Here is a 24,963-nt window from a genome sequence, read left to right as displayed (position 1 = left end):
CTGTAAATCCACAGTGCGTACGCATCGGGGTCTCGCATGCATGCCGGCTCTTTGTGTCCCGCTGGCGACACGGCGCGCTACCCGTGCAGCCGGACGGCGGCAGGCGTAGAATGCTGGCCTGTTCCACGTAACCGGCTTGCTCATGAGTGACGCATCTTATCGCGACGCGATCTTTTCCACACCCCTGGACCGGGTTGCGCGCTTCTCCTTCGACGAACGGGTGGTGGCCTGCTTCCCCGACATGATCCGCCGCTCGGTACCGGGCTATGGCCAGATACTGGGCATGCTGGGACTGATCGCCGGGCGCCACCTGCGCCACGGCGCCCATGTCTACGACCTGGGCTGCTCGCTGGGCGCCGCCAGCCTGGCGCTGGCCGGCCAGTTGCCTGCGGATGCCTTCCGCCTCACTGCAGTGGACATCTCTCCGGCCATGGTCGCCCGCGCCCGTGAAACCCTCGCCGCCGAGTGCCCTAAGCACCCCATCGAGGTCATCGAAGGCGACATACGTACCCTCGATTACCAGCCTTCGGGCATGGTGATCCTCAACTTCACCCTGCAGTTCCTGCCGCCAGAGGACCGTGAGTCCCTGCTGGCACGACTCTACGCCGCGCTGGAGCCGGGCGGTGTGTTGATACTCTCCGAGAAAATGATCGACCCCGATGAGCGCGACAACGCCTGGCGGGTGGAGCGTTACCACGACTTCAAGCGCGCCAACGGCTACAGCGAGCTGGAGATCAGCCAGAAGCGCACGGCGCTGGAGAACGTGCTGGTGCCGGACACTCTCGAGGCACACCACGCGCGCCTGGCTCGGGCCGGCTTCCCGCGTTCGCTGACCTGGTTCCAGTACCTCAACTTCGCCTCGCTGATCGCGTTCAAGGAGGCCTGAGGTGGCGATACCCGTCGAACAGCGCCCGCTCTACCGCGCCTTCATCGACCAGGGGCTGGATAGCTGGCTCGCCCGGCTGCCCGAACAGCTGGCTCGTGGGCTCGACCGCAAGCGCTACGGCGACCTGCCGGCCTGGGAGAAGGCGGTGGCCAAGCTGCCCGCACTGCCCGAGGCGCGCGAGGTAAGCCTCGGCAGCGACACCGTGACGGTCGCCTGCGAGCTGGACGAAAGCCGGCGCCGTCAGTGCGAGAGTTTGCTGCGTAAGCTCGCGCCATGGCGTAAGGGCCCCTACCGGCTCGCCGGCATCCATATCGATACCGAGTGGCGCTCCGACTGGAAGTGGCAACGGGTCGCCCCGCACCTATCACCGCTTGCCGGTCGCCGCGTGCTCGACGTCGGCGGCGGCAGCGGCTACCACGCCTGGCGCATGGCCGGCGCCGGTGCCGCCTTCGTACTGGTGATCGACCCCTCGCCGCGCTTCTACTATCAGTTCCAGGCGCTGCGTCATTTCGTCGGAGACGCCGACGGCGGACGCACCCACTTCCTGCCGGTGGGCATCGAGGACGTACCGGAGAAGCTGGCCTTCTTCGACACGGTGTTCTCCATGGGCGTGCTCTACCATCGCCCTTCGCCATTGGAGCACCTGCTGCAGCTCAAGGACACCCTGCGCCCCGGTGGCGAGCTGGTACTGGAGACCCTGGTGGTGGAAGGCGACGCTACCACCGTACTGCTACCCGGCGAGCGCTACGCCGCCATGCCCAACGTCTACTTCCTGCCTTCTTCGAAAGCACTCTGCCAGTGGCTCGAGCGCTGCGGGCTCATTAACGTGAGGGTGGTGGACGAGGCGGCCACTTCTCTGGACGAACAGCGCTCCACCGACTGGATGACCTTCCAATCGCTGGCCGACTTCCTCGACCCGAACGACCCGAGCAAGACCCGCGAAGGCTACCCGGCGCCAAGGCGCGCCGTGGTGATCGCGACAAAACCGCTGTAACGAGATGGTGCGCTAGGAAGTTTCGACGTCGAGCTCGGCGCTTTCTTCGACGTTATCTGCTGCCAGGCCGCTCAGGATCGGGCAATCCGGGCGCTCGTCGCCGTGGCAATGATCCACCAGGTGCTCCAGGGTCTGGCGCATGTCCTGCAACTTCTTGATCTTGAGGTCCAGTTCCCCGATGTGCGCCTGGGCGACGGCCTTGACGTCGGCGCTGGCCCGATGGCGGTCCTGCCACAGGGCGAGCAAGTTGCCCATCTGTTCCACCGAGAAACCCAGGTCTCGGGCCCGGGAGATGAAACGAAGCGCGTGCACGTCCTTCTCGCTGAAGATCCGGTAACCCGACTCCGTTCGCTTGACCGGTGAAATCAGGCCGATGCTCTCGTAGTAGCGAATCATCTTTCCCGAGATGCCGGATGCCTTCGCCGCTTGTCCGATATTCATCTGAACCCTCCTGTTCGAGGCTTTGGACGCAGGGAGCAGCCCAAGGTCGGGATGCATGCGTCAGCACTTGACCTTACAACAATGGGAAGGTTTATGCTGCTTAATACTCGCACAAATCATCGCTCTCACCATCAGGAGAGACCACATGCTGAAACTCAACGTGCCTGACATGACCTGCAACCACTGTGTCGCGACGATCTCTGCGGCGATCGAATCCGTGGACAACGACGCCAGCATGGACTTCGACCTTGCGCAGCGACAGGTGCAGGTTGAAAGCAGCGCGCCTGCCAAGGCGATCAAAGCAGCCATCGAAGAGGCTGGCTACCCCAGTGAGGCGGCGTAGCGACACCGCCTTCCCATCACTGGAAGGTTGAGGCATCGTAAATCCCATCGACACGGAGTCACAAGTCATGTCGACCAATGAGGCTGTCACGGCAGTTCATGACGATTCCAGTGCTAGCGACACGTACTCCCTGGCTATCGAGGGCATGAGCTGCGCCTCCTGTGTCGGCCGGGTCGAGAAGGCGATCCGCGGCGTGGACGGAGTCATCGACGCTTCCGTCAACCTGGCCACCCAGCGCGTCCGGGTGGAATTCGCTTCCGACCACGCGGACCTCGCCAGTGTCGTACAAGCAGTGAATAGCGCCGGCTACCCCGCCGTTACCGACACCATCGAACTGACTGTCAAGGGCATGAGCTGCGCCTCCTGCGTCGGCCGCGTCGAGCGCAAGCTCGCCGACGTGCCCGGCGTGCTCGAGGCCAGCGTCAACCTGGCCACGTCAACGGCAACCCTGAGAGTGGTCGCCGAGGCCGTGACTCCGCAACGCCTGATCGAGGCGGTACAGGCCGCGGGCTACGACGCCGAAGCCACCAGCGACGCACCGGACCGCAGCGACCGTGAGCGCGAGGCCCGTGAACGGGAAATCGCCGAGCTGAAGCGCGCGGTCACCATCGCCGGAATCTTTACCCTGCCCCTGTTCGTGCTGGACATGGGCTCGCATTTCATCCCAGGGCTTCATCACTGGCTGCAAATGAGCCTGGGGCAGCAGCATCTGTTCTACCTGTTCTTCCTCCTGGCCTCGATCGTGCAGTTCGGCCCCGGCCTGCGCTTCTATCAGACAGGCTGGCCCGCACTGATGCGCGGCGGCCCGGACATGAACTCGCTGGTGATGCTGGGCACCTCCGCTGCCTGGGGCTATTCCGTGGTGGCCACCTTCCTGCCCCAGGCACTGCCGGCCGGCACGGTGAACGTCTACTTCGAAGCCTCGGCGGTGATCATTACCCTGATCCTCCTCGGCCGCTACTTCGAGGCCATCGCCAAGGGCCGCACCAGCGAGGCGATCAAGGCGCTGATGAAGCTCCAGGCCAGGACCGCCCGCGTGGTCCGCGACGGCGAAGAGAGGGAGATCGGCATCGACGAGGTGCGCCAGGGCGATGTCGTGCGGGTGCGGCCAGGCGACAAGGTCCCGGTGGACGGCCAGGTCATCGACGGCAGCTCCTTCGTCGACGAGTCGATGATCACCGGCGAACCCGTGCCGGTGCGCAAGGAGGCCGGCACGGACGTGGTCGGCGGCACCATCAACAAGGCGGGCAGCTTCACCTTCCGCGCCACCAAGGTCGGCGCCGACACCCTGCTGGCACAGATCGTACGCATGGTCGAGCAGGCCCAAGGCTCGAAGCTGCCGATCCAGGCCATGGTGGACAAGGTCACCCACTACTTCGTGCCGGCGGTGATCGCCGCGGCACTGGCCACCATCGCCGTCTGGCTGCTCTTCGGCCCCGCCCCGGCGCTGACCTTCGCCCTTGTCAACGGCGTGGCGGTGCTGATCATCGCCTGTCCGTGTGCCATGGGCCTGGCCACCCCCACCTCGATCATGGTGGGCACCGGCAAGGCCGCGAAGATGGGCGTGCTGTTCCGCAAGGGCGAAGCCCTGCAGTCGCTGCGCGACGCCAGGGTGATCGCGCTGGACAAGACCGGGACCCTGACCAAGGGCCGGCCCGAGCTCACCGACCTGGTGGTGGCCGATGGCTTCGAGGAGTCCGACACCCTGGGCCTGGTCGCCTCCGTCGAGCGCCAGTCGGAACACCCCATCGCCGAAGCGATCGTCAACGCGGCCAAGTCACGCGGGCTGGAACCTGCCAGTGTCCAGGACTTCGAGGCCATCCCCGGCTTCGGGGTCGCGGCCCGGGTCGATGGGCATCGGGTGGACGTCGGTGCCGACCGCTACATGCGCAAACTGGGCCTGGACGTGGAAGCCTTCGCCCAGACCGCACACCGGCTCGCCGACGAGGGCAAGTCACCGCTCTATGCGGCCATTGACGGCCGGCTGGCCGCGATCATCGCCGTTGCCGACCCGATCAAGGAATCCACCCCGGCCGCCATCCGCGCGCTGCACGCCGAGGGCCTGCAGGTCGCGATGATCACCGGCGACAACCAGCGCACCGCCGATGCCATCGCCCGTCGGCTCGGCATCGACAAGGTAGTGGCCGAAGTGCTGCCCGACGGCAAGGTGGATGCGGTGAAGCAACTACAGGCCGAAGGCGGCCTGGTGGCCTTCGTCGGCGACGGCATCAACGACGCCCCGGCGCTGGCACAGGCCGATGTGGGAATCGCCATCGGTACCGGTACCGACATCGCCATCGAGTCCGCCGAGGTGGTGCTGATGTCCGGCGATCTGCGCAACGTACCCAATGCCATCGCGCTGTCCCGGGCCACCATCCGCAACATCAAGCAAAATTTGTTCTGGGCCTTCGCCTATAACACCGTGCTGATCCCGGTGGCCGCCGGCGTGCTGTTTCCCGCCTTCGGAATCCTGCTTTCGCCGATCTTCGCCGCCGTGGCCATGGCCGCCTCGAGCATCTGTGTGCTCACCAATGCGTTGCGCCTCAAGGGCTTCCGGCCGCCGATCCCGATCGAAGCGGATGAAGGCGAGCCGCAGGACCTTCAGGTAGCCCAAGTCGGCTGACGTTATTGTATGTTCCGCAAGCTCTAAACCCCGAACGGATAGGTATCCGGCACCTCCTCGGGCCGCCACAGCTCGCCCTTGTCGAACGGCTCCACGGCGCGGGTCTCGTCGACATGGAACACGGCGTCGAACTGCTGGGCCACTGAGGCCTTGAAGTAGTGGCTGACCCGCTCCGACTCGGGGCGGTAGATCACGCCGATGGCACGCTCCCACCGCGGTTCCTTCAGGGGGGCCGCACCCTCGCCGAGCGGCAGATAGAAGTCGCCGACACCGCTATCGTGGAACAATCGCTCGACGCTGCCCTGCATGGATGGCCGCACCCGGCGATGCTCCACCGGACCGTCCCAGTCATGGGCTGCCGAAACGAAGCCGGTATGGGTGGTGAAGCCCACCAGTAATGCCTGGTCGGCACCGAAGCGGTGGCGTACCAGTTGGCCAACGTTGTGCTGGCCGCGATGCCAGCCCATGTCGGTGAACGAGGCATCGCCCAGGTGCGAGTTGTGCGCCCACACCACCACCTTGCCCTGCCCGCCCTGGCGGCGCAGGTGCTCTCGCAGTTCGGCAATGGTGTCGGTCATGTGCTCGTCGCGCAGGTTCCAGGTATCCACCCGTGAGCCGAACATGGCGCGGTAATAGTGCTCCGCATTGACCACCACGCGAGCATTCTGCTCGGCGAAGAACTGCTCGTCCCGCGAGCGCCGGCCATCTTCGCGCAGGTAGCCGGTCGACTTCTCGAGCAGGTCGGCCAGCAGCCTGACCGCAGCCTCTTCACAAACACGGCTGAGACCGAAGGCGGCATCGTGGCCATAGCGGACCGGGTCGCCGCCATGGTCGAGGCAGCCGTAGCCCTCGCGGGCGATTCCCGCCTGCTCCGGGTCGATGCCTTCGAGATACTCGATCACCGCTTCCGCCGAGCGGTGCAGGCTGTAGATGTCCAAGCCGTGGAAGCCCACCTGCTCGCCGGCCTCCTTGCCGGCGTTGTGCTCCTCGAGCCAGCCGATGAAGTCGCGCACCTCGGTGTTGCGCCACATCCACTGCGGAAAGCGCTGAAAGTCGTCGAAGGCGGTCTTGAGGGTGTCGTCGCCTTCGCCGCAGGCATAACGATTGAGCCGTAGCGCATCGGGCCAGTCGGCCTCGACGATCACCGCCTCGAAGCCCTTCTCGCGGATCAGGCGCCGGGTGATCTCGGCGCGCATACGGTAGAACTCGGCGGTGCCGTGGGAGGCCTCGCCGAGCAGTACCAGCGGGCGCTCACCCACCTGCTCCAGCAGGTCGTCGTAATCGACACTACGACCGGCGAGCGGCTTGGCGTTGTCGCGGATGTAATCCTGGGGAGTCGTCATGATCGCACCTCCTCCATGAAGGCTTGTGACTACTCTCAGAACTGTAGAAACCCCGACCGCTTGCTCTCAAGGTTTGGAAAGGGTTAACGACGCAGGATCACCAGCCAGCGCCCCAGGTTCAGAATACTCGCCAGCGAGGCCGCCACGTAGGTGAAGGCGCAGGCGGTCAGCACGTGGCGAGCCCCTGGCATGTCGTAGGGCGGCACGTACTCTTTTAGCAGCGGCAGGGCACGATTGAAACTAGCGTCGAACTCCACCGGCAGGGTGACCAGGTGCACCAGCGCCGCCGTGCCGAAGCTGATCACTGCCGCTGCGATGACGATGGCCAGCCCGCCGGGTAGCCGGGTCAGGATGAACAGGAAGGGAGCGGCCATCATCAGCAGCGCGCCGAGTTTCTCGGCCCGCTGCGCCACGCCGACCATGCGTGCCCGGGCGGCTAGCGGTGCATAGCCCTCGTGGTGCTGGATAGCATGACCGACCTCGTGGGCGGCCACGGTCACCGCAGTGAGCGAGCGCCCCTCGTAGTGCTCGCGGGAGAGCCGCACCCGGCGCGCCTCGGGGTCGTAGTGGTCGCCATGCTCGGTCATCTCCACCTTGACCCCTTCAATACCCAGGCGGCGCAGGAGATGGTCGGCCAGCTCGGCGCCAGTGCCGGGGTAGTCGTCGCGGCCACGGGAATGGCGCGACAACACCCACTTGGCCCAGGCGTTGGGCAACAGGAAGATGGCCAGCAGCAGGGCAATGACAACGACGATCATGGCATCAAACGTCTCGTCTCAGAGATCCTGATTAGGCCTTAGCGTACCCGGTTCGGGTTCTTGCTGTCGCGCTGGCTCTTGACGTCAGCCCCCACACAAACAATAATTATTCGCGTTTGAAACAATAACCCATTCAGGCCAACACCATGTGCGCAGACTTCCCCGACCCGACTACGGCCCGCGCGCAGGCCGCCACGCAGCACGATCCTTCGCGCCAGCCCGCCATCGTCGAGAGCAGCGCGCTGCTCGATGAACAGGGCCAGCTCATCATCGAGCATCACGGCAAGCGATATCAGCTGCGCGAGACGCGCAACGGCAAGTTGATATTGACCTCATAAACCCGACGAAAAGAACGCCAGCCAGGTAGCCCACGCCACCCAGCCAGCCGCTCATCGCCTGATACGACAAGGGAACTTCAGGAACATGAAGCGAGCAAAGAGCTGTACCGGCGCCCTGGCGCTGTTTCTGCTGTCACCGCTGGCTCTGGCCCAGTCATCCTCCGGCCAGCCCACCGTGACACCCGAACTGGCGCCGCTGGTGGTCACCGGTACGCGTACCCCCACCGACACCTTCTTCGCCCCGCTGATCGTCGACGTGATCGACCGACACGACCCGACGCTGCGCACCGCTTCACGGGTGGAGGACATTCTCGCCGACCAGCCCGGCCTGCACGTCGCCGGCCAGGGGCGACGCAACGGCCAGACCGTGAGCCTGCGCGGCTTCGACAGGAATGGCGTGCTGGTACGCCTCGACGGCGTGCGCCAGGACATCAATACCGGCCACCTGGGCAACTTCTTCCTCGACCCGGCGCTGCTGCGCGAGGTGCAGATCGCCCGCGGTGCCCTGTCGAGTCTCTACGGCAGCAACGCCATGGGCGGCGTGATCAGCTTCGAGACGGTCGAAGCCGAGGACCTGCTGCGCCCCGGCGAGAACGGAGGAGCCCGGCTCTCGCTGCGCGGCGCCACGGCAAGCGACGAACTCGGCGCCACGCTGAGTCTGTTCGGCAAACGCGACTTGTCCGACGGCAGCAGCCTCGACGGCCTGGTCGCCCTGGGCCGCAGTGAATCGGGCGACATCCGCCGCGCCGGCGGCCAGACCACGCCGGAGGATGCCAGCCTCGACAGTCTGCTGGCCAAGGGCGGCTGGCAGTTAACGCCGGACCATCGTCTGTTTGCCAGCTGGCAGCACTATCGCGAAGACGCCAACCAGCCGGCCAACCCGCAAAGCCTGACGGTCGAGCCCGATGACATGCGCGATCGCGATACCACCAGCGACAACCTGCAGCTCGGTCATCGCTGGTCGCCCGCCGTCGCCACGCAGCTCGATACTCGCTTGACCTTGAGCCGCCAGGACATCGACGAATCCGAGGCGGCGCGCACCCTGCAGCGCCTTGGCGTGCAGAGCGACGGCTACCATCGCCTGGAGCACGGCTGGCTGTCGCAGACCCTGGCCTTCGGCGCCGCGGCAAGCCATGCCACTCAGCGCCCGGGCGGTACGGCATCGGGCTTCCCCGAGGCCGAGGCCGATAGCGCCGCGCTCTATCTCGACGATACCCTCACCGTCGGACGCCATCTCGACCAGGGCGGTGCCGGCGAGTTCGATCTCGGCCTCGGTGCCCGCCACGACAGCTACCGCGCCGAGGACGCCGATGGCCGCGAGAGCGACAAGAGCCGCCTCTCGCCACGTCTGCGCCTGGCCTGGCGCCCCAGCGGCGACCTCATGTTCTACACCGGTTACGCCGAGGCCTTCCGCGCCCCCACGCTTTCTGAACTCTATGCCGACGAGCGTCATTTCGGCGGCTTCTGCATGGGCCCCTTCGTCTGCGTTCCCGACAATTTCTGGGTGCCCAATCCCGACCTACAGCCGGAAACCAGCAAGAGCTGGGAGAGCGGTCTGGCCTGGAGTTTCGGCGACTGGGGCCTGCGCGCCAGCTACTTCGATACCCGGGCCGAGGATTTCATCGATACCGAAGTCGACATCTTCGCGGGCACTACGCGAGCGGTTAACGTCAGCCGCGCCCAGCTGTGGGGGTATGACGTCCGTCTCGACTGGTCGCCTTCCAGCATTCCCTTCACGGCCTTCCTGGGCCTGGCAGAGGTCAACGGACGCGACCGCGACAGCGGCAAGCCGCTGGGTAGCCTGACCCCGCTGGAAGCCCTGGCCGGCCTCGATCATCGCTTCGCCGGCAGCGACCTGACGCTGGGCTGGCGCGGCCGCTTTGCCCGCGCCTTCGACAAGCAGGGCGAGGATGAAGCGCTGCCCGGCTACGGCCTGCACGACGTGCAACTCGCCTGGCAAGTCACTCCGCTGCTTTCCGCTTCGCTCAAGCTGCGCAACATCGCCGACAAGGAGTGGTACCGCCCCGACGGCAACCTCGGCGACGGACGCAGCCTGCTGGCCAACGTCAGCCTGCAATGGTGACAAGGAGACTTTCATGAACGCCACGACCCAGACCCGCCAAGCCATTCTCGAAGCCCTGGACGCCGCCCGTGCGGCCTCGCCTCACCTGCCGGCGCTGGAGATCGCCCAGCGCCTGGAGATCAGCGAGGGCGAGCTGCAGGCCGCCCGCCTCGGCCGCGACGTGCTGACCCTGCCACTGTCGCCCCATGCCCTGGCCTCGCGCTTCCACCAGTTGGGCGAAGTCAAGGCGCTGACCCGCTCGCGCCACGCCGTGCTGGAACAGCAAGGCCGGTATCCGGCGCTGCGCGGCTCGGAGCAGGCCGGCCTGCTACTCGACCCGGGCGGGCTCGACCTGCGCCTTCACCTGGCCCAGTGGCACTGGGCATGCCTGATTCGCGACCGCCTGCCACGCAAGGATGGCGAGACCACGCAGCGCCTGAGCCTGCAGGTCTTCAATCGCCATGGCATTGCCCTGCACAAGATCTTCTCGCTGGCGGATGAAGCCCCCGAGGCGTGGCAGGAGTTGGAAGCGCTGGGCATCATTGAACCGCCCGCCTTCACCCAATTCGTCGAACCGCCGCCGCGGCCTTTGCCGCCGCTTCCCACCCTGGCCGACGAGTGGTCGCGCATGAGCGACGTACATCAGTTTCTTGGCCTGCTGCGCCGCCACGAGCTGCGCCGTCACGAAGCCAACGCACTGATGGAAGGCCGCTTCACCCGCGCTCTTCAGCCGGCCGCCTGCGGGCGGGCGCTGTTCGAAGCCGCTTCGAGCGAACTGCCGCTGATGCTGTTCGTCGCCAGTCCCGGCTGCGTGCAGATCCGCAGCGGACGGATTCCCGCGCCGCAGCGCATGCGCGGCTGGCTCAACCTGTTCGGCGAAAATTTCACGCTGCATCTGGACGACGCCGGCATCGCCAGCGTATGGCAGGTGCACAAGCCCAATCGCGACGGCGGCGTCACCAGCCTGGAAGCCTTCGACGCCCAGGGCGGGCTGGTACTGCAGCTCTTCGCCGAACGCCGCGAGGGTCAGCCCGAGCGAAGCGAATGGCGTCAGTTACTGGATGGTCTCGACGCCCGCGAGACAGCGGCATGAGGCTTCCGTCATGGCTGAGCTGGCTGGCCAGCCTGACCCTGCTGGTCTGGCACATCCAGGGGTCGGCCGCACCGCCACGCACCGTGCTGATCGGCAGCGACGTGGCCGAGATCGTGGCCGCCCTCGATGGCCTGGAGGGCGTGGTGGGGCGCGACGACACCAGCCAGTATCCCGAGGCGGTTGCTGCCCTGCCCTCGGTGGGCTATCTGCGCCAGCTGGCGGCCGAGGGCATCCTCTCACTCGCTCCCGAGCGGCTGATCGTGGCCGCTGCGGCCGGCCCGCGAGAAGTGCTCGGCCAGCTCGAAGCGGTCGGCGTCGAGGTGATGCGCGTCGAACAGGGAGCGAGCCTGACGACGCTGCCCGGCAAGGTGCGGGCGGTTGCCAGCGCCACTGGTCGCAGCGCCGAAGGCGAAGCGCTGGTGGCCGAGATCGAAGCGGAGCTTGCACGACTCGCCACTCTGCGAGAAGAGAGGCCACGCCCTGGGCCGAGCGCCATGTTTCTGCTCAGCCATAGCGGCATGACGCCCATGGCGGCGGGACGCGATACCGCCGGCCAGGCCGTGATCGCGGCAGCCGGGGCGCGCAACGCCTTCGCCGGCTTCAGTGGCTACAAGGCGGTGGGCGCCGAGGCGCTGGTGGACGAAGCCCCCGAGGTGGTGATCACCACGCGCAGCGGGCTCGAAGGTATCGGCGGCGAGACCCGGCTATGGCAGCTCCCGGGGCTTGCCATGACGCCGGCGGGGCGCGAGCGCAACCTGGTCGTCTGCGACGACCAGGCGCTGCTCGGCTTCGGCCCGCGCACGCCCACGGCCCTGCTGGCATTACACCGAGCGCTGCATGAAGCGGCTGACGCCACCCGCCACGCCGCCGAGGAGGACTGCTGGAGGGTGACGCCATGAGCCGTGCCTTCGCCTCCGTCCTGCCCCGACGACGCAACGCCGGTGTCTCAAAAGTTCGGAAAGCCACGCCAGTGCCGGTCCGGGTGCTTGCTGCCCTGGCCCTGGCCGTGCTGGCGGCGCTGTTGATCGCCGCCATGAGCGGCAGCGTCGGGCTCTCGCCTCGGGTGCTGCTCGGCGAATGGCCGACGCCCCTGGCCTGGCAGGTGTGGTGGCAATTACGCCTGCCACGCCTGCTCCTGGCCGCGCTGGTCGGCGCCATGCTGGCCGGGAGCGGCGCAGCCATGCAGGGTCTGTTTCGCAATCCGTTGGCCGACCCCACCCTGCTGGGTCTCGCCAGTGGCGCAGGGCTCGCCGTGGCGCTGTGGATCGTACTGTTCGATGGTGCCGCCGGTGCTTTCGGCCTGTATGGCCAGTTCCTGGCCGGTTTTCTCGGCGCGCTGGGCGTATGCGTGATGGTGTTCACCCTGGGCGAGCGCCAGCACGGCCAGGAGACGCTGTTCACCCTGCTGCTGGCGGGGCTGGCCATCAATACCCTGGCGGGCGCCATGGGCGGCGTGATGGCCTTCATTGCCAGCGACGAGCAGCTGCGCCAGCTCAGCCTGTGGGGGATGGGCAGCCTGTCGCATGCGCTATGGAGCGCCACCCTGGGAGCGCTGATCGGCATCCTGCCGGCACTGTGGTGGCTATTGCGTTGCGCTCGAGGGCTCGACCTGCTGCAGCTCGGCGAGCTGACCGCCCATGGTGCCGGGCTCGATGCCCCGCGCCTCAAGCGTCGCGTGGTAGTGGCCACGGCACTGGGCGTGGGGCTGTGCGTGGCGCTGGCCGGCATCATCGGCTTTCTCGGCCTGCTGGTGCCTCACTGCCTGCGCCTGTGGCTGGGGCCGGGGCACCGCCTGCTGCTGCCCGCCTCGATGCTGGGCGGCGCCTTGCTGCTGATCGTGGCGGATACCCTGGCGCGAACCCTGGCGAGCCCCGCCGAAATCCCGGTAGGGCTGCTCACCAGCCTGCTCGGTGGCCCCTACTTCCTGTGGCTGCTGCTCAAGCGGAGAACGCGATGCTGAGCCTGATCGACGCCGGCTTCACCCGGGCACCTTCGCTCGCCCCCTTCAGCGACCGCCTCGGACCAGGCGAGCTGCTCGCCATCGTTGGCCCCAATGGCGCCGGCAAGAGCACTCTGCTGTCGCTGTTGTCGGGCTATCGCCGCCCGGAGCGCGGCAACGTATGCCTCGACGACAAGTCGCTGTCCTGGTGGGCACCGGCCGAGTTGGCCCGACGCCGCGCACTGGTAGCACAAAAGCTCACCCTCGGCTTCGACTGGCCGGTGCACGAGCTGGTGGCGTTGGGTAGCGAAGCCTCGCCAGAGGAAGTCGAGACCGTGCTGGCCATGCTCGATCTCGAGCCGCTGGCCGAGCGCGGCGCCCTGAGCCTCTCCGGCGGTGAAGCCCAGCGCGTGATGATTGCCCGGGCGCTGTGCCAGTTGGGGCTGGGCCACGCAGCCAGCGTGCCTGTCGGCAGCGTGCTGCTACTCGACGAGCCCACCAGCGCACTCGACATCGGCCAGCAGCAGCGCCTGATGCGCCTGCTACGTCAGCTGGCTGAGCGGCAGCGCCTGGCGGTCGCCTGTGTGCTGCATGATCTCAACCTGGCGGCACGTTACGCCCATCGGGTCTGGCTGCTGGAGCGCGGCCGGCGGATAGCTTCGGGCCTGCCTACCGAGGTACTCAGCCCCAGTGTTCTGGCGCGGGTATTCGATGCCGAACTGGAAGTGCGGACCCGTCGTGGCGATGGTTCGCCGCTGGTGGTGCTGGCACCTTGACCCCACAACGACAACGCCCCGGCCAGATGGCCGGGGCGATATGCATGCAGCGCTATTCAAGGCGACACTCAGGCCGTGGCGGGTGCCGCCTCGACGTCCCGCATCAGCGTCTCGAAGGGCACGCCGGCCCTGGTCGCAGGCGTGACGGACTGCACCTCACCGCCACTGTCGTGATCGCGAGTCTTGGCATACTCCACCGCCTCCACGGCGCTCTTGCCGTGGTCGATGGCCGCCAGGGCCCACTTCCAGCCGGTGCCGTAGGCGACAGGCCCCTTGACCGGGATGCGCACCAGCTTGTTGAACATCTCGTAGACACCATCGGGGCCCGCAATGATCATCTCGACCCGGGTCACGTGGGGCTTGTCGTTGCGCGGCGCCCCGGCGTTGAGCCACTCCATGACCTCCCACCACTCCTGCTGCTCGCCGGCGAAGGCGACCCACTCACCGTTGTCGAGCTGGAACAGCTTCTGCGCATGGTTGTAGGTCGAGCCATTGACACTGATCAGCGAATCCGTCGCGAGCGTCGTTCCGTCCCATACGATTGTGGTCATGATGAGTACCTCGGGTAGATCGGGCGCAGGCTCCAAAATTGCACGAAGCCCCTTGCGTCAGGCGCATGGTAAAGTCGAAAAACGCAAGAAATCGACACACAGGTTAACGATTCTGTAACCCATTCGAAGCTCATAACAGACGGTAGGGTTTGCGCCAAATCGGCCTATCGATCCGATTCTCGACGCACCATTTCCAACCCTTCGGCAGCGATCAGCCCTTGGCGAAAGGCATGTTCCGCCATGGCCAGGCTGTCGTCGGCCAGAACCAGGTTGCAGTTGGTATGGAGAATCTCGTCACGCAGCCTATTGATGGCGCGCTCACGCTCGGGTTTACGCTCGACCCGACGTATATAGACCGCCCGGATCCGCTCGGGATACTTGTGCACGATACGTGTGTAAACCTCGGGGTCATGCTGACCACTGTCACCGATCAGCACGCAAGGCAGCTCGTCGCGCATCGACAGCATGTGCTGGATCAGATCGTACTTGTGGTCCTCGGCGCGACGCGGCCAGGGCTTGCGCCAGGAGATACCCCATTCGCGCAGGAACAGGATGGGACCTACGGGGATACGATTGAGCTGAAAGAACTCCTCGAGCATCTCGTAGATGCTCCAGGGGCCGCGGGAGACGTAGAGGATCGGCCGCCTGGCCTTGCCGCTCCTGCCGACATGCAGCGCTTGGTAGAATGCCGCCACGCCGGGGAAGGCCATGCGCTGGTGCGCCCGCTTGACGAACAGGCGGTGCAACATGCGCAGCTTGTTGGTCACGCCGGTGTACATCACCGTATCGTCGATGTCACTGATCACCAGCAGATCGGCCTCGGCCGGCGGTATGTACACTTCGGTGAAGGACTGCACCGGCTCCACGCCCGGCAGCACCACGTGCAGCTCGGCATGGTGCCAGGCGCTATTCGCCGGCAAGGGGGCCTCAAGGGGCATGTGAACGTCGAAGTAACCGTCACGATCGGTAGTCACGGTGGCCACGTTCTCGCCCAGGCTCACCTTGACGTCCACTTCGGGCAGGCCGTGACGAAAAATGCGCCGAACGACATCGGCCAGGTCGCGCAGCACGCCATAGCGCGGTATCACCTCGCCCAGCGCGGCCTGACGGAACACCCGCCCCATCAGAAAGGCCTCATGACGGGAACCGTAGCCGCGGTAGGGATGCACGATATAACCGCCTCGTCCACGATCGCGTTTCATCGGGCGGGCGGCGATACGCAACAGGCGCCTGACGAAACCCGTCATTTACTCACCTGCCCTGCGCTGTCTTGCGATAATGCTCCCGAGCAGTACGCCATCGGCCAACCCTGGCAATGCGACATGTCACCTCCCCGACACTCGACAGGGCCCGCAAGCGCCGAGCCCTGTCTCTAGTGTGGAGGATGCTGCCGCAAGATCAACCGTCTATGGTTCGCCTAGCCCGGAGCCCCTAGCGCAACAGATCACGGACATCCTTGGCTTCCCAATGAGGGAAGTGTTTGCGGATCAGCACATTGAGGTCAAGCTCGAAGGCGGCCCAGTCGACCTCCCTGCGTGGCTGGCCGGTAGCGTCGGCGGCGGCACGCACCATCCCCGCACCCACGGTGACGTTGGAGAGCCGGTCGATGACGATGAAGCTGCCGGTGCCGGGGCTCTGGTCGTAGGTGTCTAGCGGCACCTCGGCGGTCAGCTCGACCCGGCAGCGGGCAATGGCGTTGAGCTCCAGGCTGTCGACCTGGTGCCGCTCCAGCGTATTGACGTCGATCTGGTAGTGGATAGCGCTCACCCGCCCCGCTACCGAGCGGCCGGCGAGGCGAATGTCGTACTGCCGACCCGGCGCCAGCGGCTGCTCGTGCATCCACACGATGTCCGCATCGAAGGTGTTGGTCAGGGTGATATCGGCATCCTCGGCAACGATCCAGTCGCCGCGAGAGATGTCGATTTCATCCTCCAGCGTGACGGTCACCGCCTGGCCCGGCCAGGCCGCCTCCAGGTTGCCGTCATAGGTCACCACGCGCTCGACCCGGCTGGTCTTGCCCGAGGGCAACGCCTTGATGGCATGCCCGGGACGCAGTACTCCTGCTTCCAGGGTGCCGGCATAACCGCGGAAGTCGAGGTTGGGGCGGTTGACGTACTGTACCGGGAAGCGCAGGTCGACCAGATTGCGGTCACGGGTCACTTCCACCGTCTCCAGCAGTTCCAGCAACGCCGGTCCCGCCTCGCCTTGCTGGCGATACCAGGGCGTGCGGTCGCTGCGGTTGACGACGTTGTCGCCTTCCAGCGCCGACATCGGCACGAAGTACAGGTCGCCGACCGAAAGCTGCTCGGCGAAGCGGCGATAATCGGCGACGATCTCGTCGAAGCGCGCCTGGGAGAAGTCCACCAGGTCCATCTTGTTCACCGCGATGACCAGATGCTTGATGCCCAGCAGGTCGGCGATGAAGCTGTGGCGCCGGGTCTGGGTCTGCACGCCGTAGCGGGCGTCGATCAGGATGATCGCCAGGTTGGCAGTGGAGGCGCCGGTGGCCATGTTGCGCGTGTACTGCTCGTGCCCCGGGGTGTCGGCGATGATGAACTTGCGCTTGTCGGTGGAGAAGAAGCGGTAGGCCACGTCGATGGTGATGCCCTGCTCGCGCTCCGACTGCAGGCCGTCGACCAGCAGTGCCAGGTCCACGGCATCGCCGGTGGTGCCGCTCTTCTTCGAGTCGCGGGTCAACGCCGCCAGGTGATCGTCGAAGATCATCTTGGAGTCGTGCAGCAGCCGGCCGATCAGTGTCGACTTGCCGTCGTCGACGCTGCCGCAGGTGATGAAGCGCAGCAGGTCCTTGTTCTCGTGCTCGTGCAAGTACTGCTCGATGTTGTCGGCAATTAGAGAAGACTGATGGGCCATGGTAACACCCTGAAAATTGTTGATCAGACGCTGAGCGAAAAGTCAGCGAGCGATGGCCAGACAAGGCAAACAGCGGCGAAAGAGCGGAGTTTACTGGAGTAAATGAGCATCTTGAGCCGATGTTTAACGCCGTATGGCCGAGCGCAGCGAGTTTTCGCCAGCGGCTAGAAATATCCCTCGCGCTTCTTCTTCTCCATCGAACCCGCCTGGTCGTGGTCGATGGCTCGGCCGCTGCGCTCGCTGGTGCGGGTCAGCAGCATCTCCTGGATGATCTCGGGCAGCGTGTCGGCCTTCGATTCCACCGCACCGGTCAGCGGATAGCAGCCCAGGGTGCGGAAGCGCACCCACTTCTCCTGCGGCACTTCGCCGGGGGCGAGCGGCAGGCGCTCGTCGTCGACCATCACCAGCATGCCGTCGCGCTCTACCACCGGCCGCGGGGCGGCGTAGTAGAGCGGCACGATGGGGATCTGCTCGAGGTAGATGTACTGCCAGATATCCAGCTCGGTCCAGTTGGAGAGCGGGAAGGCGCGGATCGATTCGCCCTTGTTGACCCGGGCGTTGTAGAGGTTCCACAGCTCGGGGCGCTGGCTCTTGGGGTCCCAGCGGTGAAACTTGTCGCGGAACGAGAACACCCGCTCCTTGGCGCGGCTGGCCTCCTCGTCGCGGCGGGCGCCGCCGAAGGCGGCATCGAAGCCGTACTTGTCCAGCGCCTGCTTGAGCGCCTGGGTCTTCATCACGTCGGTATAGCCACTGGAGCCGTGGTCGAAGGGGTTGATGCCGGCGGCCCGCCCCTCTTCGTTGATGTGCTCGATCAGCTCCATGCCCACCTCGCCGGCCATGCGGTCGCGGAAGGCGATCATCTCGCGGAACTTCCAGGTGGTGTTGATGTGCATCAGCGGGAACGGCGGCGGCCCGGGGAAGAAGGCCTTGCGCGCCAGGTGCAGCATCACCGAGGAGTCCTTGCCGATGGAATAGAGCATCACCGGGTTGCGGAACTCGGCCGCCACCTCGCGAATGATGTGGATCGACTCGGCTTCCAGCTGTTGCAGATGGGTCAGCCGGCGCGGTGACAGGGATGCCTGCGAGCCGGCAGCCTGTGATACCGGCTTTTGCTCGGGAGCTTTGAGACTGGTCATCGGCCCGGGTACCTCGCATGACGATGGGCAATAAGGATCATGCGCACAGGTTAACGCCGGGACAATAATAACGTAAAAGAATGATTACCTATCTTTTTAGATCAAAAACGAATCGAAGCATCACAGGTCGACGCGCTCGACCCAGGTCAGCCACTCATCGCCGCGCAGGTCGAGGATCCGGTAGCCCGGTCGCGATGCCTCATCGATGGCGAAATCGTCCGAGCCGGCCAGGAACTGGTCGGTGGTCGAAGGGCAGCCGTAGACCATGACCTCGCCGTGTTCGAGCTGCTGCCGGCCGGCAAAGGACTGGTGGATATGCCCACAGAGAATGGCCTTGACCTGCGGGAACGGCGCCAGCGCCTGCCACAGGGCATCGCGATCCTTGAGCCCGATCTCGTCGAGCCAGGCCGAGCCGACCGTGAGCGGCGGATGATGCATGGCCAGCAAGGTCGGACGTTCATCCTCGCCGAGACGCTCGACCAGAGCGCCGATCCGCTCCTCGCCCAGTTCGCCATGGGCATGTCCCTTGACGCAGGTATCCGCAACCAATAGCCGCCAGGTTCCCAGGTCGATGTCATCGTGGATGGCCCGGATGTCCTTCATCAGCTCCTGCTGGTCGTGGTTGCCACCCAGCCAGAACCAGGGGCAATCCAGCGTCGAGAGGACCCGCTCAGCATGCTGGTAGGAAGCCACCGTCTCGTCCTGGCTGATATCGCCGCTGACGAGCACGACATCCGGGCGTTCGGCACGTACGGCCGCGACCACCGATTCGAGCTGACGCAACGGGAAGCCGGCGCGGGATCGGGCGGCGGGATCGGCATGCAGGTGGCAGTCGGTGACCTGGGCCAGCCGCATCATCCCGGCAGTTCCGTCACGTTGGTTGGGTGTCCATGCTCCAGGCCATGGGCCAGCCACTCGCCCAGGAAGCGATTGAGTTGGAGCTTCTCGTCGGGCTGGAACATGCGCACGTTGGGGTAGCGGTAGCGGCCGCTGAAGTGGCGCTCGCGCTGGAAGTCCGTGACCTCGGCCATGCGCACGTCATGGTATAGATGGACGCGCATGCAGGGCGGCTCGATGACCTTATCCATCAAGCTGCTCTGGCTCACGCGAGCGATAGTGGTATAGGGCGCCTGCTCCAGTACCGACAACCACAGGGTACCGAATCGGCCTCGCCCGCCGGTCAACTCGAGTTCGCGCGTCTCGCCCGCACCCAGATCGCCCAGCAGCCGAATCAGGCGCAGGTAGTTGGCACTGCATTCGCCCTGCAGGCCTTTCAGATCGGTGACATAGGCGGTTCTCGCCACGCTACCCCCTTGCTCGCAGTGATGCTCGTTCGGCCGCCAACCAGTAGAAGGCGATCAGACACATGGCATTGTCGAGTCGCCCAGCCCGCAAGAGTTCCCAGGCATGATTGAACGGTAACACGTGAACACGGATATCCTCATGCTCTTCGTCGAGGCCATGCACGCCTCCCAGCCCGTCACAGTCGACCAGAGCGCAGAACAACGTCACTCGCTCGGAGCAGGCGCCGGGGCTCGGATAGTAGGTGTGCAGCTCGATCAGATCAGAGACCTCGCAGCCAGCCTCCTCCATGGCTTCTCGTCGGGCCACCTCGGCCGCGCTCTCGCCCTCCTCGACCAGGCCGGCAACGACCTCGAGCTTCCATGGCGACTCGGGATCGTCCAGGGCGCCGGCACGAATCTGCTCGACCAGCACCACACTGTCGCGCTCGACGTCGTAGAGCAGCACACCCACGGCATCATGCCGCACATGCACCTCACGGACCACCTCACCGCTCCAACCGCCCTCGAACAGACGGTGGCGCAATTGCACCTCGTCCAGGCGGAAGAAGCCCTGATGCAGGCTGCGACGCTCGATCAGCTCGACGTCGGCAGCGCCGAAGGAGGGAAGGCGGGCGGCATCCCGGCCGCGATCATGATTACCGGTCATGCAAACCTCCAAGTCTGCTAATGGCGACCATTATCACGACCGAAGCCGGCTATGCCAACCGCCGCGGGCCGAGTCCATGCACCAAAAAAAGGATGCATGGAAAAGTCGCGTCAGAGCCGGGACAGCAGAGCTCGGGCCTCCTCGCGCAGCGCCTCATCCGACGCCTGGCGATCCTCGCGGACAGTGCCTTCGATGGCGCGCTGAGCATGTTCGCGCGCCTCCGCCTGGCGCCCCTCGTCCTCGAGAAAAGCGGCATAGTAGTAATTGACGTCGACCCCATCGGGGCGAATCTCCAGGGCGCGCTGAAACATGCGTTCTGCGGTATCGCTGTCGCCGAAACCGATAGGAAAGCCTGGTGCACGGTCGTAGAGCGCGCCAAGCGTCACGTAGGCAGAGCCATTACCGCCCTGGGGATCGAGTTCGATGGCCCGTTCCAGGGCATCGCGAGCCGTACGGGCACTGCCGAGAGCCCCCAGACCGCTGCGCTCGCGAGCATGAGAAGCTTCGATGATGCCATACCAGATCAGCGGCTGGGCCTCGTTGGCATTGGCCTCGGTCAACTGCTTGGCTTCGTTGGCCAGCGACTTGAGCGCGCTACGGCGCTGCCCCTCGGCCTGCTGCGTGTTGATCCGCTCCCAGCGCTGCTTGAGCGCCTCCACCTCGTTCTCCCATGCCAGCGCACCTGTAAGCGGGGAGAGCAGAAGGCCAGCACCCAGGGCGGCGGCGAGTAACTGACGTCGTAGCATGTCCAGACTCCTTTCTTAACTATGGGGTTTGTTCTTGGATACAGCGTTGCCGACCTCCAGAATGTAACGAACGTTTGAATGATACGCCAGTCCGATCATAGGATCGCTGCTGGCTCCCCGGGCATCACTGGCGTATGTTGTCTCGCGAGACAAACGAAGGAGCACGACGGATGAAGGGCCGCAACATGACGCGCTGGCGCGACCCGGCCAAGGATCCGCGCCAGGAACCCAAGAGCAACCTGATCACCGCCGAGGGGGCGGCGCGCCTGCGCGGCATTCTCGACCACCTCTCGCGGGTCAAGCGTCCCGCTCTTTCGGCCAAGGTGGGCGAAGCCGCGGCACTCGGCGATCGCAGCGAGAACGCCGACTACACCTACAACAAGAAAGAGCTCAACCGAGTCATCGCGCGCATCCGCTACCTGACCAAGCGGCTCGACGAGTTGCAAGTGGTTGACCGCCTGCCTGCGAAAACCGACAAGGTCTACTTCGGCGCCTTCGTCACTCTCGAAGACGAGGAAGGCGAGGAGATTCACATCCGCATCGTCGGCCATGACGAGACCGACACCGCCAAGCGCTGGATCAGCATCGATGCCCCTCTGGCCAAAGCACTGCTGGGCAAGTCGCTGGACGACGATGTCACGGTGAAGGCGCCGGCGGGCGATACGACCTATGTCATCACGGATATCGCCTACCGGGACCCCGCCACGCCCACCCGATAGACCCGAAAACGTCGGTCGTCAGCCAGGATATCGAAGTCGCCGAAGGCGCTCTGCAGCAGGTCCGGATAGGGCAGGAAGGCGTTGGCGACCAGCCACAGCTCGCCACCGGGCAGCAGAAGCTCAGGCGCCTCGCGGATCAAGCGGCCGGCTGGGCCATAGTCGATGTTGCGCTCCTGGTGAAACGGCGGATTACTGACGATGGCGGCGAAGCGCTGCCTGTCCAGCGCCGAGTAGACGTCGCTGGCCAGGACTTGCCCTTCGAGCCCATTAGCGGCCAGGGTGCGCCGGGTCGCCTCCACCGCGAAGGCGTTGACGTCCACCGCCGTCACGGCGTGGCCGCGGCGCGCCAGCCAGGCAGCGAGGATACCGTCGCCACAGCCCATGTCGAGCACTGCCTGCGCCCGCTCAGGCCCCGGCAGATGCCGTTCGAGTTGATCGAGCAGTAACCGGGTACCCTCATCGAGCTTGCCGTGGCCGAACACACCCGGATGGCTGGCCAGTGTCAAGCCATCCGCTTCGAAACGGGTCCAGGCGGCATCGGGGTCGATGCCAACCGTATCGAGCCGCGTCTCGAACAGAATGCAACGCCGGGCGCTGTCGCGCTTGCGGCAACCCAGCCCCAGTGCCGCCAGCACCTTGAGTACGCGCTTGATGCCGCCCTGATTCTCGCCCACCAGCTGCAGCGGCGTACCCGGCGGCAGGTTGGCGCACAACCACAGCAGCCACCACTCACCGAGCAAATGGCTCTTGGGCCAGAACAGCACCGCACCGGGCGGCTCCCCTGTCTGCAGCGCATCAAACGGCGAGAATGCTGGGCGGCCGCGTTCCCGCCACGCCTGCAGCACGCCATGGTCGGCACTGACGACACTCCCCTGCCCCTCCTCGAGCCAGGCATCGCGCGGCGGCGCCACCCACAGCCAGCCGCGATAATCGGCCTCCTGGCGCTCTAACAGTTGGCAGACCGGCGTCTCGGCACTCATCGGCTGTTCTCCCGGGACGGATGTTCACTTTCCTTCACCAGCGTATAGAGCAGGTAACGGCCCAGGCGCCAATGGGGTTCGGTCTGGCAATAGCGCCGCTCCAGCGCCACCAGGCGCTGCCAGTCGTCTTCGTTCGCCGGCGGCTGGCGCAGGTAGTCGTGAAAGATGCGAATCCCCGCCACGGCCCGGATCGAAAGCCCATGTTCGCGACTCCAGTCGACGATCTGGTCATGACACAGCGGCGAGATGGGCGTCAGCCGCTGTCGCTTGCCGGTGCCCTCGAGGCGGTCGTCCAGTGCCTTCTGCAAGTTCCCCTTGACCACGTTGGACATGCGCAGCGCATCGCGATTGAACACCATCAGCGACAGCTGGCCACCCGGGGCGAGCCCATCCGCCAGCGTGGCGAAGGCAGCGCGTGGATCGCGGAGCCACTCCAGCACGGCGTGGCAGGCGATCAGCGACCACGGGCCTGGGGCATGCTCCGGTAACGCCTGCAGCGGCGCCTGGAGGAACGTCACCGACCAGCCACCCAGCGCCTGGCGTGCCTGTTCTAGCATGTCGCCGGCCGGCTCCAGCAGCGTAACCGCGTGGCTACGCCGGGCGAACCAGGCAGAGAGCTGCCCCAGCCCGCCACCCACGTCCAGCACCGGCTGGCCGTCGAGTTCGAGCATGGCCGGCAGCAGCTCGTCGAGCATGGCCAGGCGCAGCGCGCCGCGCGGTCCCCCATAGAGGCTGCCGGCGAATTTCTCGGCCAGGCCGTCGAAGTGACGGTCACCAGCGGGCGAAAGCGGGGTGGAATCGGTCATGGCTGGACTGCAGTAGCGGGGTGTGGGCGCATTCTACCCGTCTAGCCAAGGTCTGGGCAGGTGTCGGCCCCAGCACACCTCGGCTTCGACCTGCGCCGCCAATGCCAACAGGCGGCCCTCATCGCCCATGGCACCGACCGCCTGCACGCCGACCGGCAGGCCTTGCGCGGTCACGTGCAGCGGCAGCGACATGGCCGGCTGCCCGGTCAGGTTGGCCAGTTGGGTGAAGGGCGTGCGGGCCAGGGCGTCACGCGCCAGATGCCCGAGCATGCCCGCCTTGAGCGCCAGCGTCGGCAAACCGGGAATCGCCAGCAGCGACATCAGGCGTTCATGTGCCGGCGGCGGATAGAGCTCCTCCAGGCGTGGCGCCGGCGCAGCGGTAACCGGCATCAGCAGCACGTCGTAGTGGCGGTGAAAGGCACCCATGGCGCGCGCCGCCGAATTCCAGTCGCGCTTGGCCAGTTCGTAGTCGCGCACCGGCAGGCTACTTCCCAGGCGGGCAGTAGCGCGGGTGGAAGGCTCGATGTCCTGGCGCGAGACGGGCACACCGGTTTCGCGGGCGATCCAGGCCAGATCGGCGCTGAGATGCCCCAGGTAGAGCGTCAGGTAGGCATTGGCCAGGCGCTCGCCGTCGATCGGCGGGTCGGCCCATTCGACATGATGCCCCAGCCCTTCGAGCGTCTTGGCCGCCGCTTCCACCGCCTGACGCACCTCGGGGTCGAGCATGCTGCCGAGCGGCTTGCCCAGCGGCTCACCCATCGAGACTGCCACACGCAACGGCTCGGGCGGACGCTCGAGCGCGGCGAGAAAGCCCTGCTCGCGCCTCACCGGATAGGGGCCGCCTTCGTCCATGCCGTTGATGGCATCAAGCAGTGCAGCGCTGTCCCGCACCGAGCGGGTGACGGCGTGCTCCACCACGGCGCCCTGCCAAACCTCGGCATGCATCGGGCCCTGCGGTACTCGCCCGCGAGAAGGCTTCAGACCGAACAGCCCACAGTAGCTGGCGGGAATGCGAATCGAGCCGCCACCGTCGCCAGCCATCGCCAGCGGCACCAGCCCCGCAGCAACGGCTGCTGCCGCGCCGCCACTGGAGCCGCCAGGCGAGTGGCCGGCATGCCACGGATTGACGGGATGCGGAAAAGCTCGCGGCTCGGTGATACCCATCAGCCCCAGCTCGGGGGTGGCCGTCTGGCCAAGGATTGAGAAGCCCGCCTGACGCAGGCGTGAAACCAGGGTCGAGTCCACCGGCGGCTTCCACTCGGCCAAGGCCGCGCTGCCGAAGGCCAACGGCTCACCTTCGATCGCCATCAGCAGATCCTTGGTCAACGTCGGCACCCCGGCAAATGGCGACTCGGCAGCGACGGCACCGGCTTCGGCCCGGGCGCGCTCGAAGCGCGTGCGAACCACTGCCCCAAGCCGTGGATTGTCGCGCTCGATGGCACGGCAGGCCACATCGAACACCTCCTCGCGACTCACCTCTCGTTTGCGAACCAACTCGGCCAGGCCCAGGGCATCGTGCCGACGATACTCCTCGATCTCCATGCGTTCCCCTTCCCCATCGAATACCTCGATGATGCCGGGTGGCGTCTTGAGGAGCAACGTAACCCC

Annotated in this window: 25 protein-coding genes; 11 read left to right on the top strand and 14 right to left on the bottom strand. The window is 66.0% G+C overall.

Annotated features, from left to right (window positions below):
- Window positions 1-142: 142 nt before the first annotated feature.
- Together cmoA and cmoB are read left to right on the top strand one after the other, a co-directional pair.
- On the top strand, window positions 143-886 hold the full coding sequence (gene cmoA / locus HBJ55_RS15655; protein ID WP_167116909.1) for a carboxy-S-adenosyl-L-methionine synthase CmoA: 744 nt from the start codon (window positions 143-145) through the stop codon (window positions 884-886).
- A 1-nt stretch (window position 887) separates the two neighbouring features.
- The gene (gene cmoB / locus HBJ55_RS15650; RefSeq protein ID WP_167116906.1) at window positions 888-1,880 is read left to right on the top strand and encodes a tRNA 5-methoxyuridine(34)/uridine 5-oxyacetic acid(34) synthase CmoB; all 993 of its coding nucleotides are present in this window, start codon (window positions 888-890) and stop codon (window positions 1,878-1,880) included.
- A gap of 12 nt (window positions 1,881-1,892) precedes the next feature.
- Here cmoB and cueR read toward each other — a convergent pair whose 3' ends face one another.
- A complete protein-coding gene (gene cueR, locus HBJ55_RS15645) occupies window positions 1,893-2,321 on the bottom strand; it encodes a Cu(I)-responsive transcriptional regulator (protein ID WP_167116902.1) in 429 nt (142 codons plus the stop codon).
- Window positions 2,322-2,466: 145 nt separating this feature from the next.
- Between cueR and HBJ55_RS15640 the strand changes: the two genes are divergently transcribed.
- On the top strand, window positions 2,467-2,664 hold the full coding sequence (locus tag HBJ55_RS15640; RefSeq protein WP_167116900.1) for a heavy-metal-associated domain-containing protein: 198 nt from the start codon (window positions 2,467-2,469) through the stop codon (window positions 2,662-2,664).
- Window positions 2,665-2,731: 67 nt separating this feature from the next.
- Window positions 2,732-5,287 carry a heavy metal translocating P-type ATPase gene (locus HBJ55_RS15635; RefSeq protein WP_167116897.1) on the top strand — a complete coding sequence of 852 codons (2,556 nt, stop codon included), beginning with the start codon at window positions 2,732-2,734 and terminating at the stop codon, window positions 5,285-5,287.
- Window positions 5,288-5,310: 23 nt separating this feature from the next.
- On the opposite strand, the gene HBJ55_RS15630 is transcribed toward HBJ55_RS15635, so the two are convergent.
- Both HBJ55_RS15630 and HBJ55_RS15625 read right to left on the bottom strand, forming a co-directional pair.
- Window positions 5,311-6,630, bottom strand: coding sequence for an erythromycin esterase family protein (locus tag HBJ55_RS15630; RefSeq protein ID WP_167116894.1), 1,320 nt, complete (start codon window positions 6,628-6,630; stop codon window positions 5,311-5,313).
- A gap of 83 nt (window positions 6,631-6,713) precedes the next feature.
- Window positions 6,714-7,388 (bottom strand): zinc metallopeptidase, encoded by a 675-nt coding sequence (locus tag HBJ55_RS15625; RefSeq protein ID WP_167116891.1) that lies wholly within the window; start codon window positions 7,386-7,388, stop codon window positions 6,714-6,716.
- Window positions 7,389-7,534: 146 nt separating this feature from the next.
- On the opposite strand from HBJ55_RS15625, the gene hemP reads away from it, so the two are divergent.
- The 6 genes from hemP (at window position 7,535) to HBJ55_RS15595 (ending at window position 13,596) form a co-directional block, all read left to right on the top strand.
- Complete coding sequence (gene hemP / locus HBJ55_RS15620) at window positions 7,535-7,726, top strand: hemin uptake protein HemP (RefSeq protein ID WP_167116888.1); 192 nt, start codon at window positions 7,535-7,537, stop codon at window positions 7,724-7,726.
- Between the two features lie 85 nt (window positions 7,727-7,811).
- The gene (locus HBJ55_RS15615; RefSeq protein ID WP_167116886.1) at window positions 7,812-9,809 is read left to right on the top strand and encodes a TonB-dependent receptor domain-containing protein; all 1,998 of its coding nucleotides are present in this window, start codon (window positions 7,812-7,814) and stop codon (window positions 9,807-9,809) included.
- A 13-nt stretch (window positions 9,810-9,822) separates the two neighbouring features.
- A complete protein-coding gene (locus tag HBJ55_RS15610; RefSeq protein ID WP_167116883.1) occupies window positions 9,823-10,881 on the top strand; it encodes a ChuX/HutX family heme-like substrate-binding protein in 1,059 nt (352 codons plus the stop codon).
- On the top strand, window positions 10,878-11,780 hold the full coding sequence (locus tag HBJ55_RS15605) for a heme/hemin ABC transporter substrate-binding protein (RefSeq protein ID WP_167116880.1): 903 nt from the start codon (window positions 10,878-10,880) through the stop codon (window positions 11,778-11,780). The genes HBJ55_RS15610 and HBJ55_RS15605 overlap by 4 nt, the downstream gene beginning before the upstream one ends.
- A complete protein-coding gene (locus tag HBJ55_RS15600; RefSeq protein ID WP_167116877.1) occupies window positions 11,777-12,841 on the top strand; it encodes a FecCD family ABC transporter permease in 1,065 nt (354 codons plus the stop codon). The genes HBJ55_RS15605 and HBJ55_RS15600 overlap by 4 nt, the downstream gene beginning before the upstream one ends.
- Window positions 12,835-13,596 carry an ATP-binding cassette domain-containing protein gene (locus HBJ55_RS15595; protein ID WP_167116874.1) on the top strand — a complete coding sequence of 254 codons (762 nt, stop codon included), beginning with the start codon at window positions 12,835-12,837 and terminating at the stop codon, window positions 13,594-13,596. Before HBJ55_RS15600 ends, HBJ55_RS15595 begins: the two co-directional genes overlap by 7 nt.
- A gap of 68 nt (window positions 13,597-13,664) precedes the next feature.
- On the opposite strand, the gene HBJ55_RS15590 is transcribed toward HBJ55_RS15595, so the two are convergent.
- The 8 genes from HBJ55_RS15590 to HBJ55_RS15555 form a co-directional block, all read right to left on the bottom strand.
- Window positions 13,665-14,147, bottom strand: coding sequence for a 20S proteasome subunit A/B (locus tag HBJ55_RS15590; protein WP_167116871.1), 483 nt, complete (start codon window positions 14,145-14,147; stop codon window positions 13,665-13,667).
- Between the two features lie 164 nt (window positions 14,148-14,311).
- The gene (locus tag HBJ55_RS15585; protein WP_167116868.1) at window positions 14,312-15,394 is read right to left on the bottom strand and encodes an App1 family protein phosphatidate phosphatase; all 1,083 of its coding nucleotides are present in this window, start codon (window positions 15,392-15,394) and stop codon (window positions 14,312-14,314) included.
- A 184-nt stretch (window positions 15,395-15,578) separates the two neighbouring features.
- Window positions 15,579-17,018: a sulfate adenylyltransferase subunit CysN gene (gene cysN, locus HBJ55_RS15580; protein ID WP_167116865.1), complete on the bottom strand. Its 1,440-nt coding sequence runs from the start codon at window positions 17,016-17,018 to the stop codon at window positions 15,579-15,581.
- Window positions 17,019-17,182: 164 nt separating this feature from the next.
- Window positions 17,183-18,154 (bottom strand): sulfate adenylyltransferase subunit CysD, encoded by a 972-nt coding sequence (cysD, locus tag HBJ55_RS15575; RefSeq protein WP_167116862.1) that lies wholly within the window; start codon window positions 18,152-18,154, stop codon window positions 17,183-17,185.
- Window positions 18,155-18,274: 120 nt separating this feature from the next.
- On the bottom strand, window positions 18,275-19,009 hold the full coding sequence (locus tag HBJ55_RS15570; RefSeq protein ID WP_167116968.1) for a phosphodiesterase: 735 nt from the start codon (window positions 19,007-19,009) through the stop codon (window positions 18,275-18,277).
- Window positions 19,009-19,458 (bottom strand): DUF1249 domain-containing protein, encoded by a 450-nt coding sequence (locus HBJ55_RS15565; protein ID WP_167116859.1) that lies wholly within the window; start codon window positions 19,456-19,458, stop codon window positions 19,009-19,011. Before HBJ55_RS15565 ends, HBJ55_RS15570 begins: the two co-directional genes overlap by 1 nt.
- A 1-nt stretch (window position 19,459) precedes the next feature.
- The gene (locus HBJ55_RS15560) at window positions 19,460-20,104 is read right to left on the bottom strand and encodes an NUDIX domain-containing protein (protein WP_167116856.1); all 645 of its coding nucleotides are present in this window, start codon (window positions 20,102-20,104) and stop codon (window positions 19,460-19,462) included.
- 110 nt (window positions 20,105-20,214) lie between these two features.
- Window positions 20,215-20,850, bottom strand: a complete 636-nt coding sequence (locus tag HBJ55_RS15555; protein ID WP_167116853.1) for a TRAP transporter TatT component family protein — start codon at window positions 20,848-20,850, stop codon at window positions 20,215-20,217.
- A gap of 170 nt (window positions 20,851-21,020) precedes the next feature.
- On the opposite strand from HBJ55_RS15555, the gene greB reads away from it, so the two are divergent.
- A complete protein-coding gene (gene greB / locus HBJ55_RS15550; protein WP_167116850.1) occupies window positions 21,021-21,569 on the top strand; it encodes a transcription elongation factor GreB in 549 nt (182 codons plus the stop codon).
- Here the strand turns inward: greB and HBJ55_RS15545 are convergent.
- The 3 genes from HBJ55_RS15545 to HBJ55_RS15535 are packed head-to-tail and all read right to left on the bottom strand — an operon-like array spanning window position 21,539 to window position 24,954.
- A complete protein-coding gene (locus tag HBJ55_RS15545) occupies window positions 21,539-22,549 on the bottom strand; it encodes a methyltransferase (protein WP_167116847.1) in 1,011 nt (336 codons plus the stop codon). The two genes, greB and HBJ55_RS15545, sit on opposite strands and share 31 nt — an antisense overlap.
- On the bottom strand, window positions 22,546-23,355 hold the full coding sequence (locus HBJ55_RS15540; protein ID WP_167116844.1) for a methyltransferase domain-containing protein: 810 nt from the start codon (window positions 23,353-23,355) through the stop codon (window positions 22,546-22,548). Before HBJ55_RS15540 ends, HBJ55_RS15545 begins: the two co-directional genes overlap by 4 nt.
- Window positions 23,356-23,388: 33 nt before the next feature.
- A complete protein-coding gene (locus HBJ55_RS15535) occupies window positions 23,389-24,954 on the bottom strand; it encodes an amidase (protein ID WP_240936147.1) in 1,566 nt (521 codons plus the stop codon).
- Window positions 24,955-24,963 lie beyond the last annotated feature (9 nt).

The sequence above is a fragment of the Billgrantia bachuensis genome (assembly GCF_011742165.1).
GTDB classification, from domain to species: Bacteria; Pseudomonadota; Gammaproteobacteria; order Pseudomonadales; family Halomonadaceae; genus Halomonas; species Halomonas bachuensis.
The sequence above is the reverse complement of the archived record's forward strand: the minus strand, read 5'-3'. Positions and strand labels throughout refer to the sequence as shown.

Bases quoted from the DNA above. Each gene is read 5' to 3' on its own strand.
- cmoA (WP_167116909.1), top strand. From the start codon at position 143: ATGAGTGACGCATCTTATCGCGACGCGATCTTTTCCACACCCCTGGAC.
- cueR (WP_167116902.1), bottom strand. From the start codon at position 2,321: ATGAATATCGGACAAGCGGCGAAGGCATCCGGCATCTCGGGAAAGATG.
- HBJ55_RS15640 (WP_167116900.1), top strand. From the start codon at position 2,467: ATGCTGAAACTCAACGTGCCTGACATGACCTGCAACCACTGTGTCGCG.
- HBJ55_RS15635 (WP_167116897.1), top strand. From the start codon at position 2,732: ATGTCGACCAATGAGGCTGTCACGGCAGTTCATGACGATTCCAGTGCT.
- HBJ55_RS15630 (WP_167116894.1), bottom strand. From the start codon at position 6,630: ATGACGACTCCCCAGGATTACATCCGCGACAACGCCAAGCCGCTCGCC.
- HBJ55_RS15625 (WP_167116891.1), bottom strand. From the start codon at position 7,388: ATGATCGTCGTTGTCATTGCCCTGCTGCTGGCCATCTTCCTGTTGCCC.
- hemP (WP_167116888.1), top strand. From the start codon at position 7,535: ATGTGCGCAGACTTCCCCGACCCGACTACGGCCCGCGCGCAGGCCGCC.
- HBJ55_RS15615 (WP_167116886.1), top strand. From the start codon at position 7,812: ATGAAGCGAGCAAAGAGCTGTACCGGCGCCCTGGCGCTGTTTCTGCTG.
- HBJ55_RS15610 (WP_167116883.1), top strand. From the start codon at position 9,823: ATGAACGCCACGACCCAGACCCGCCAAGCCATTCTCGAAGCCCTGGAC.
- HBJ55_RS15605 (WP_167116880.1), top strand. From the start codon at position 10,878: ATGAGGCTTCCGTCATGGCTGAGCTGGCTGGCCAGCCTGACCCTGCTG.
- HBJ55_RS15600 (WP_167116877.1), top strand. From the start codon at position 11,777: ATGAGCCGTGCCTTCGCCTCCGTCCTGCCCCGACGACGCAACGCCGGT.
- HBJ55_RS15595 (WP_167116874.1), top strand. From the start codon at position 12,835: ATGCTGAGCCTGATCGACGCCGGCTTCACCCGGGCACCTTCGCTCGCC.
- HBJ55_RS15590 (WP_167116871.1), bottom strand. From the start codon at position 14,147: ATGACCACAATCGTATGGGACGGAACGACGCTCGCGACGGATTCGCTG.
- HBJ55_RS15585 (WP_167116868.1), bottom strand. From the start codon at position 15,394: ATGACGGGTTTCGTCAGGCGCCTGTTGCGTATCGCCGCCCGCCCGATG.
- cysN (WP_167116865.1), bottom strand. From the start codon at position 17,018: ATGGCCCATCAGTCTTCTCTAATTGCCGACAACATCGAGCAGTACTTG.
- cysD (WP_167116862.1), bottom strand. From the start codon at position 18,154: ATGACCAGTCTCAAAGCTCCCGAGCAAAAGCCGGTATCACAGGCTGCC.
- HBJ55_RS15570 (WP_167116968.1), bottom strand. From the start codon at position 19,009: ATGCGGCTGGCCCAGGTCACCGACTGCCACCTGCATGCCGATCCCGCC.
- HBJ55_RS15560 (WP_167116856.1), bottom strand. From the start codon at position 20,104: ATGACCGGTAATCATGATCGCGGCCGGGATGCCGCCCGCCTTCCCTCC.
- HBJ55_RS15555 (WP_167116853.1), bottom strand. From the start codon at position 20,850: ATGCTACGACGTCAGTTACTCGCCGCCGCCCTGGGTGCTGGCCTTCTG.
- greB (WP_167116850.1), top strand. From the start codon at position 21,021: ATGAAGGGCCGCAACATGACGCGCTGGCGCGACCCGGCCAAGGATCCG.
- HBJ55_RS15545 (WP_167116847.1), bottom strand. From the start codon at position 22,549: ATGAGTGCCGAGACGCCGGTCTGCCAACTGTTAGAGCGCCAGGAGGCC.
- HBJ55_RS15540 (WP_167116844.1), bottom strand. From the start codon at position 23,355: ATGACCGATTCCACCCCGCTTTCGCCCGCTGGTGACCGTCACTTCGAC.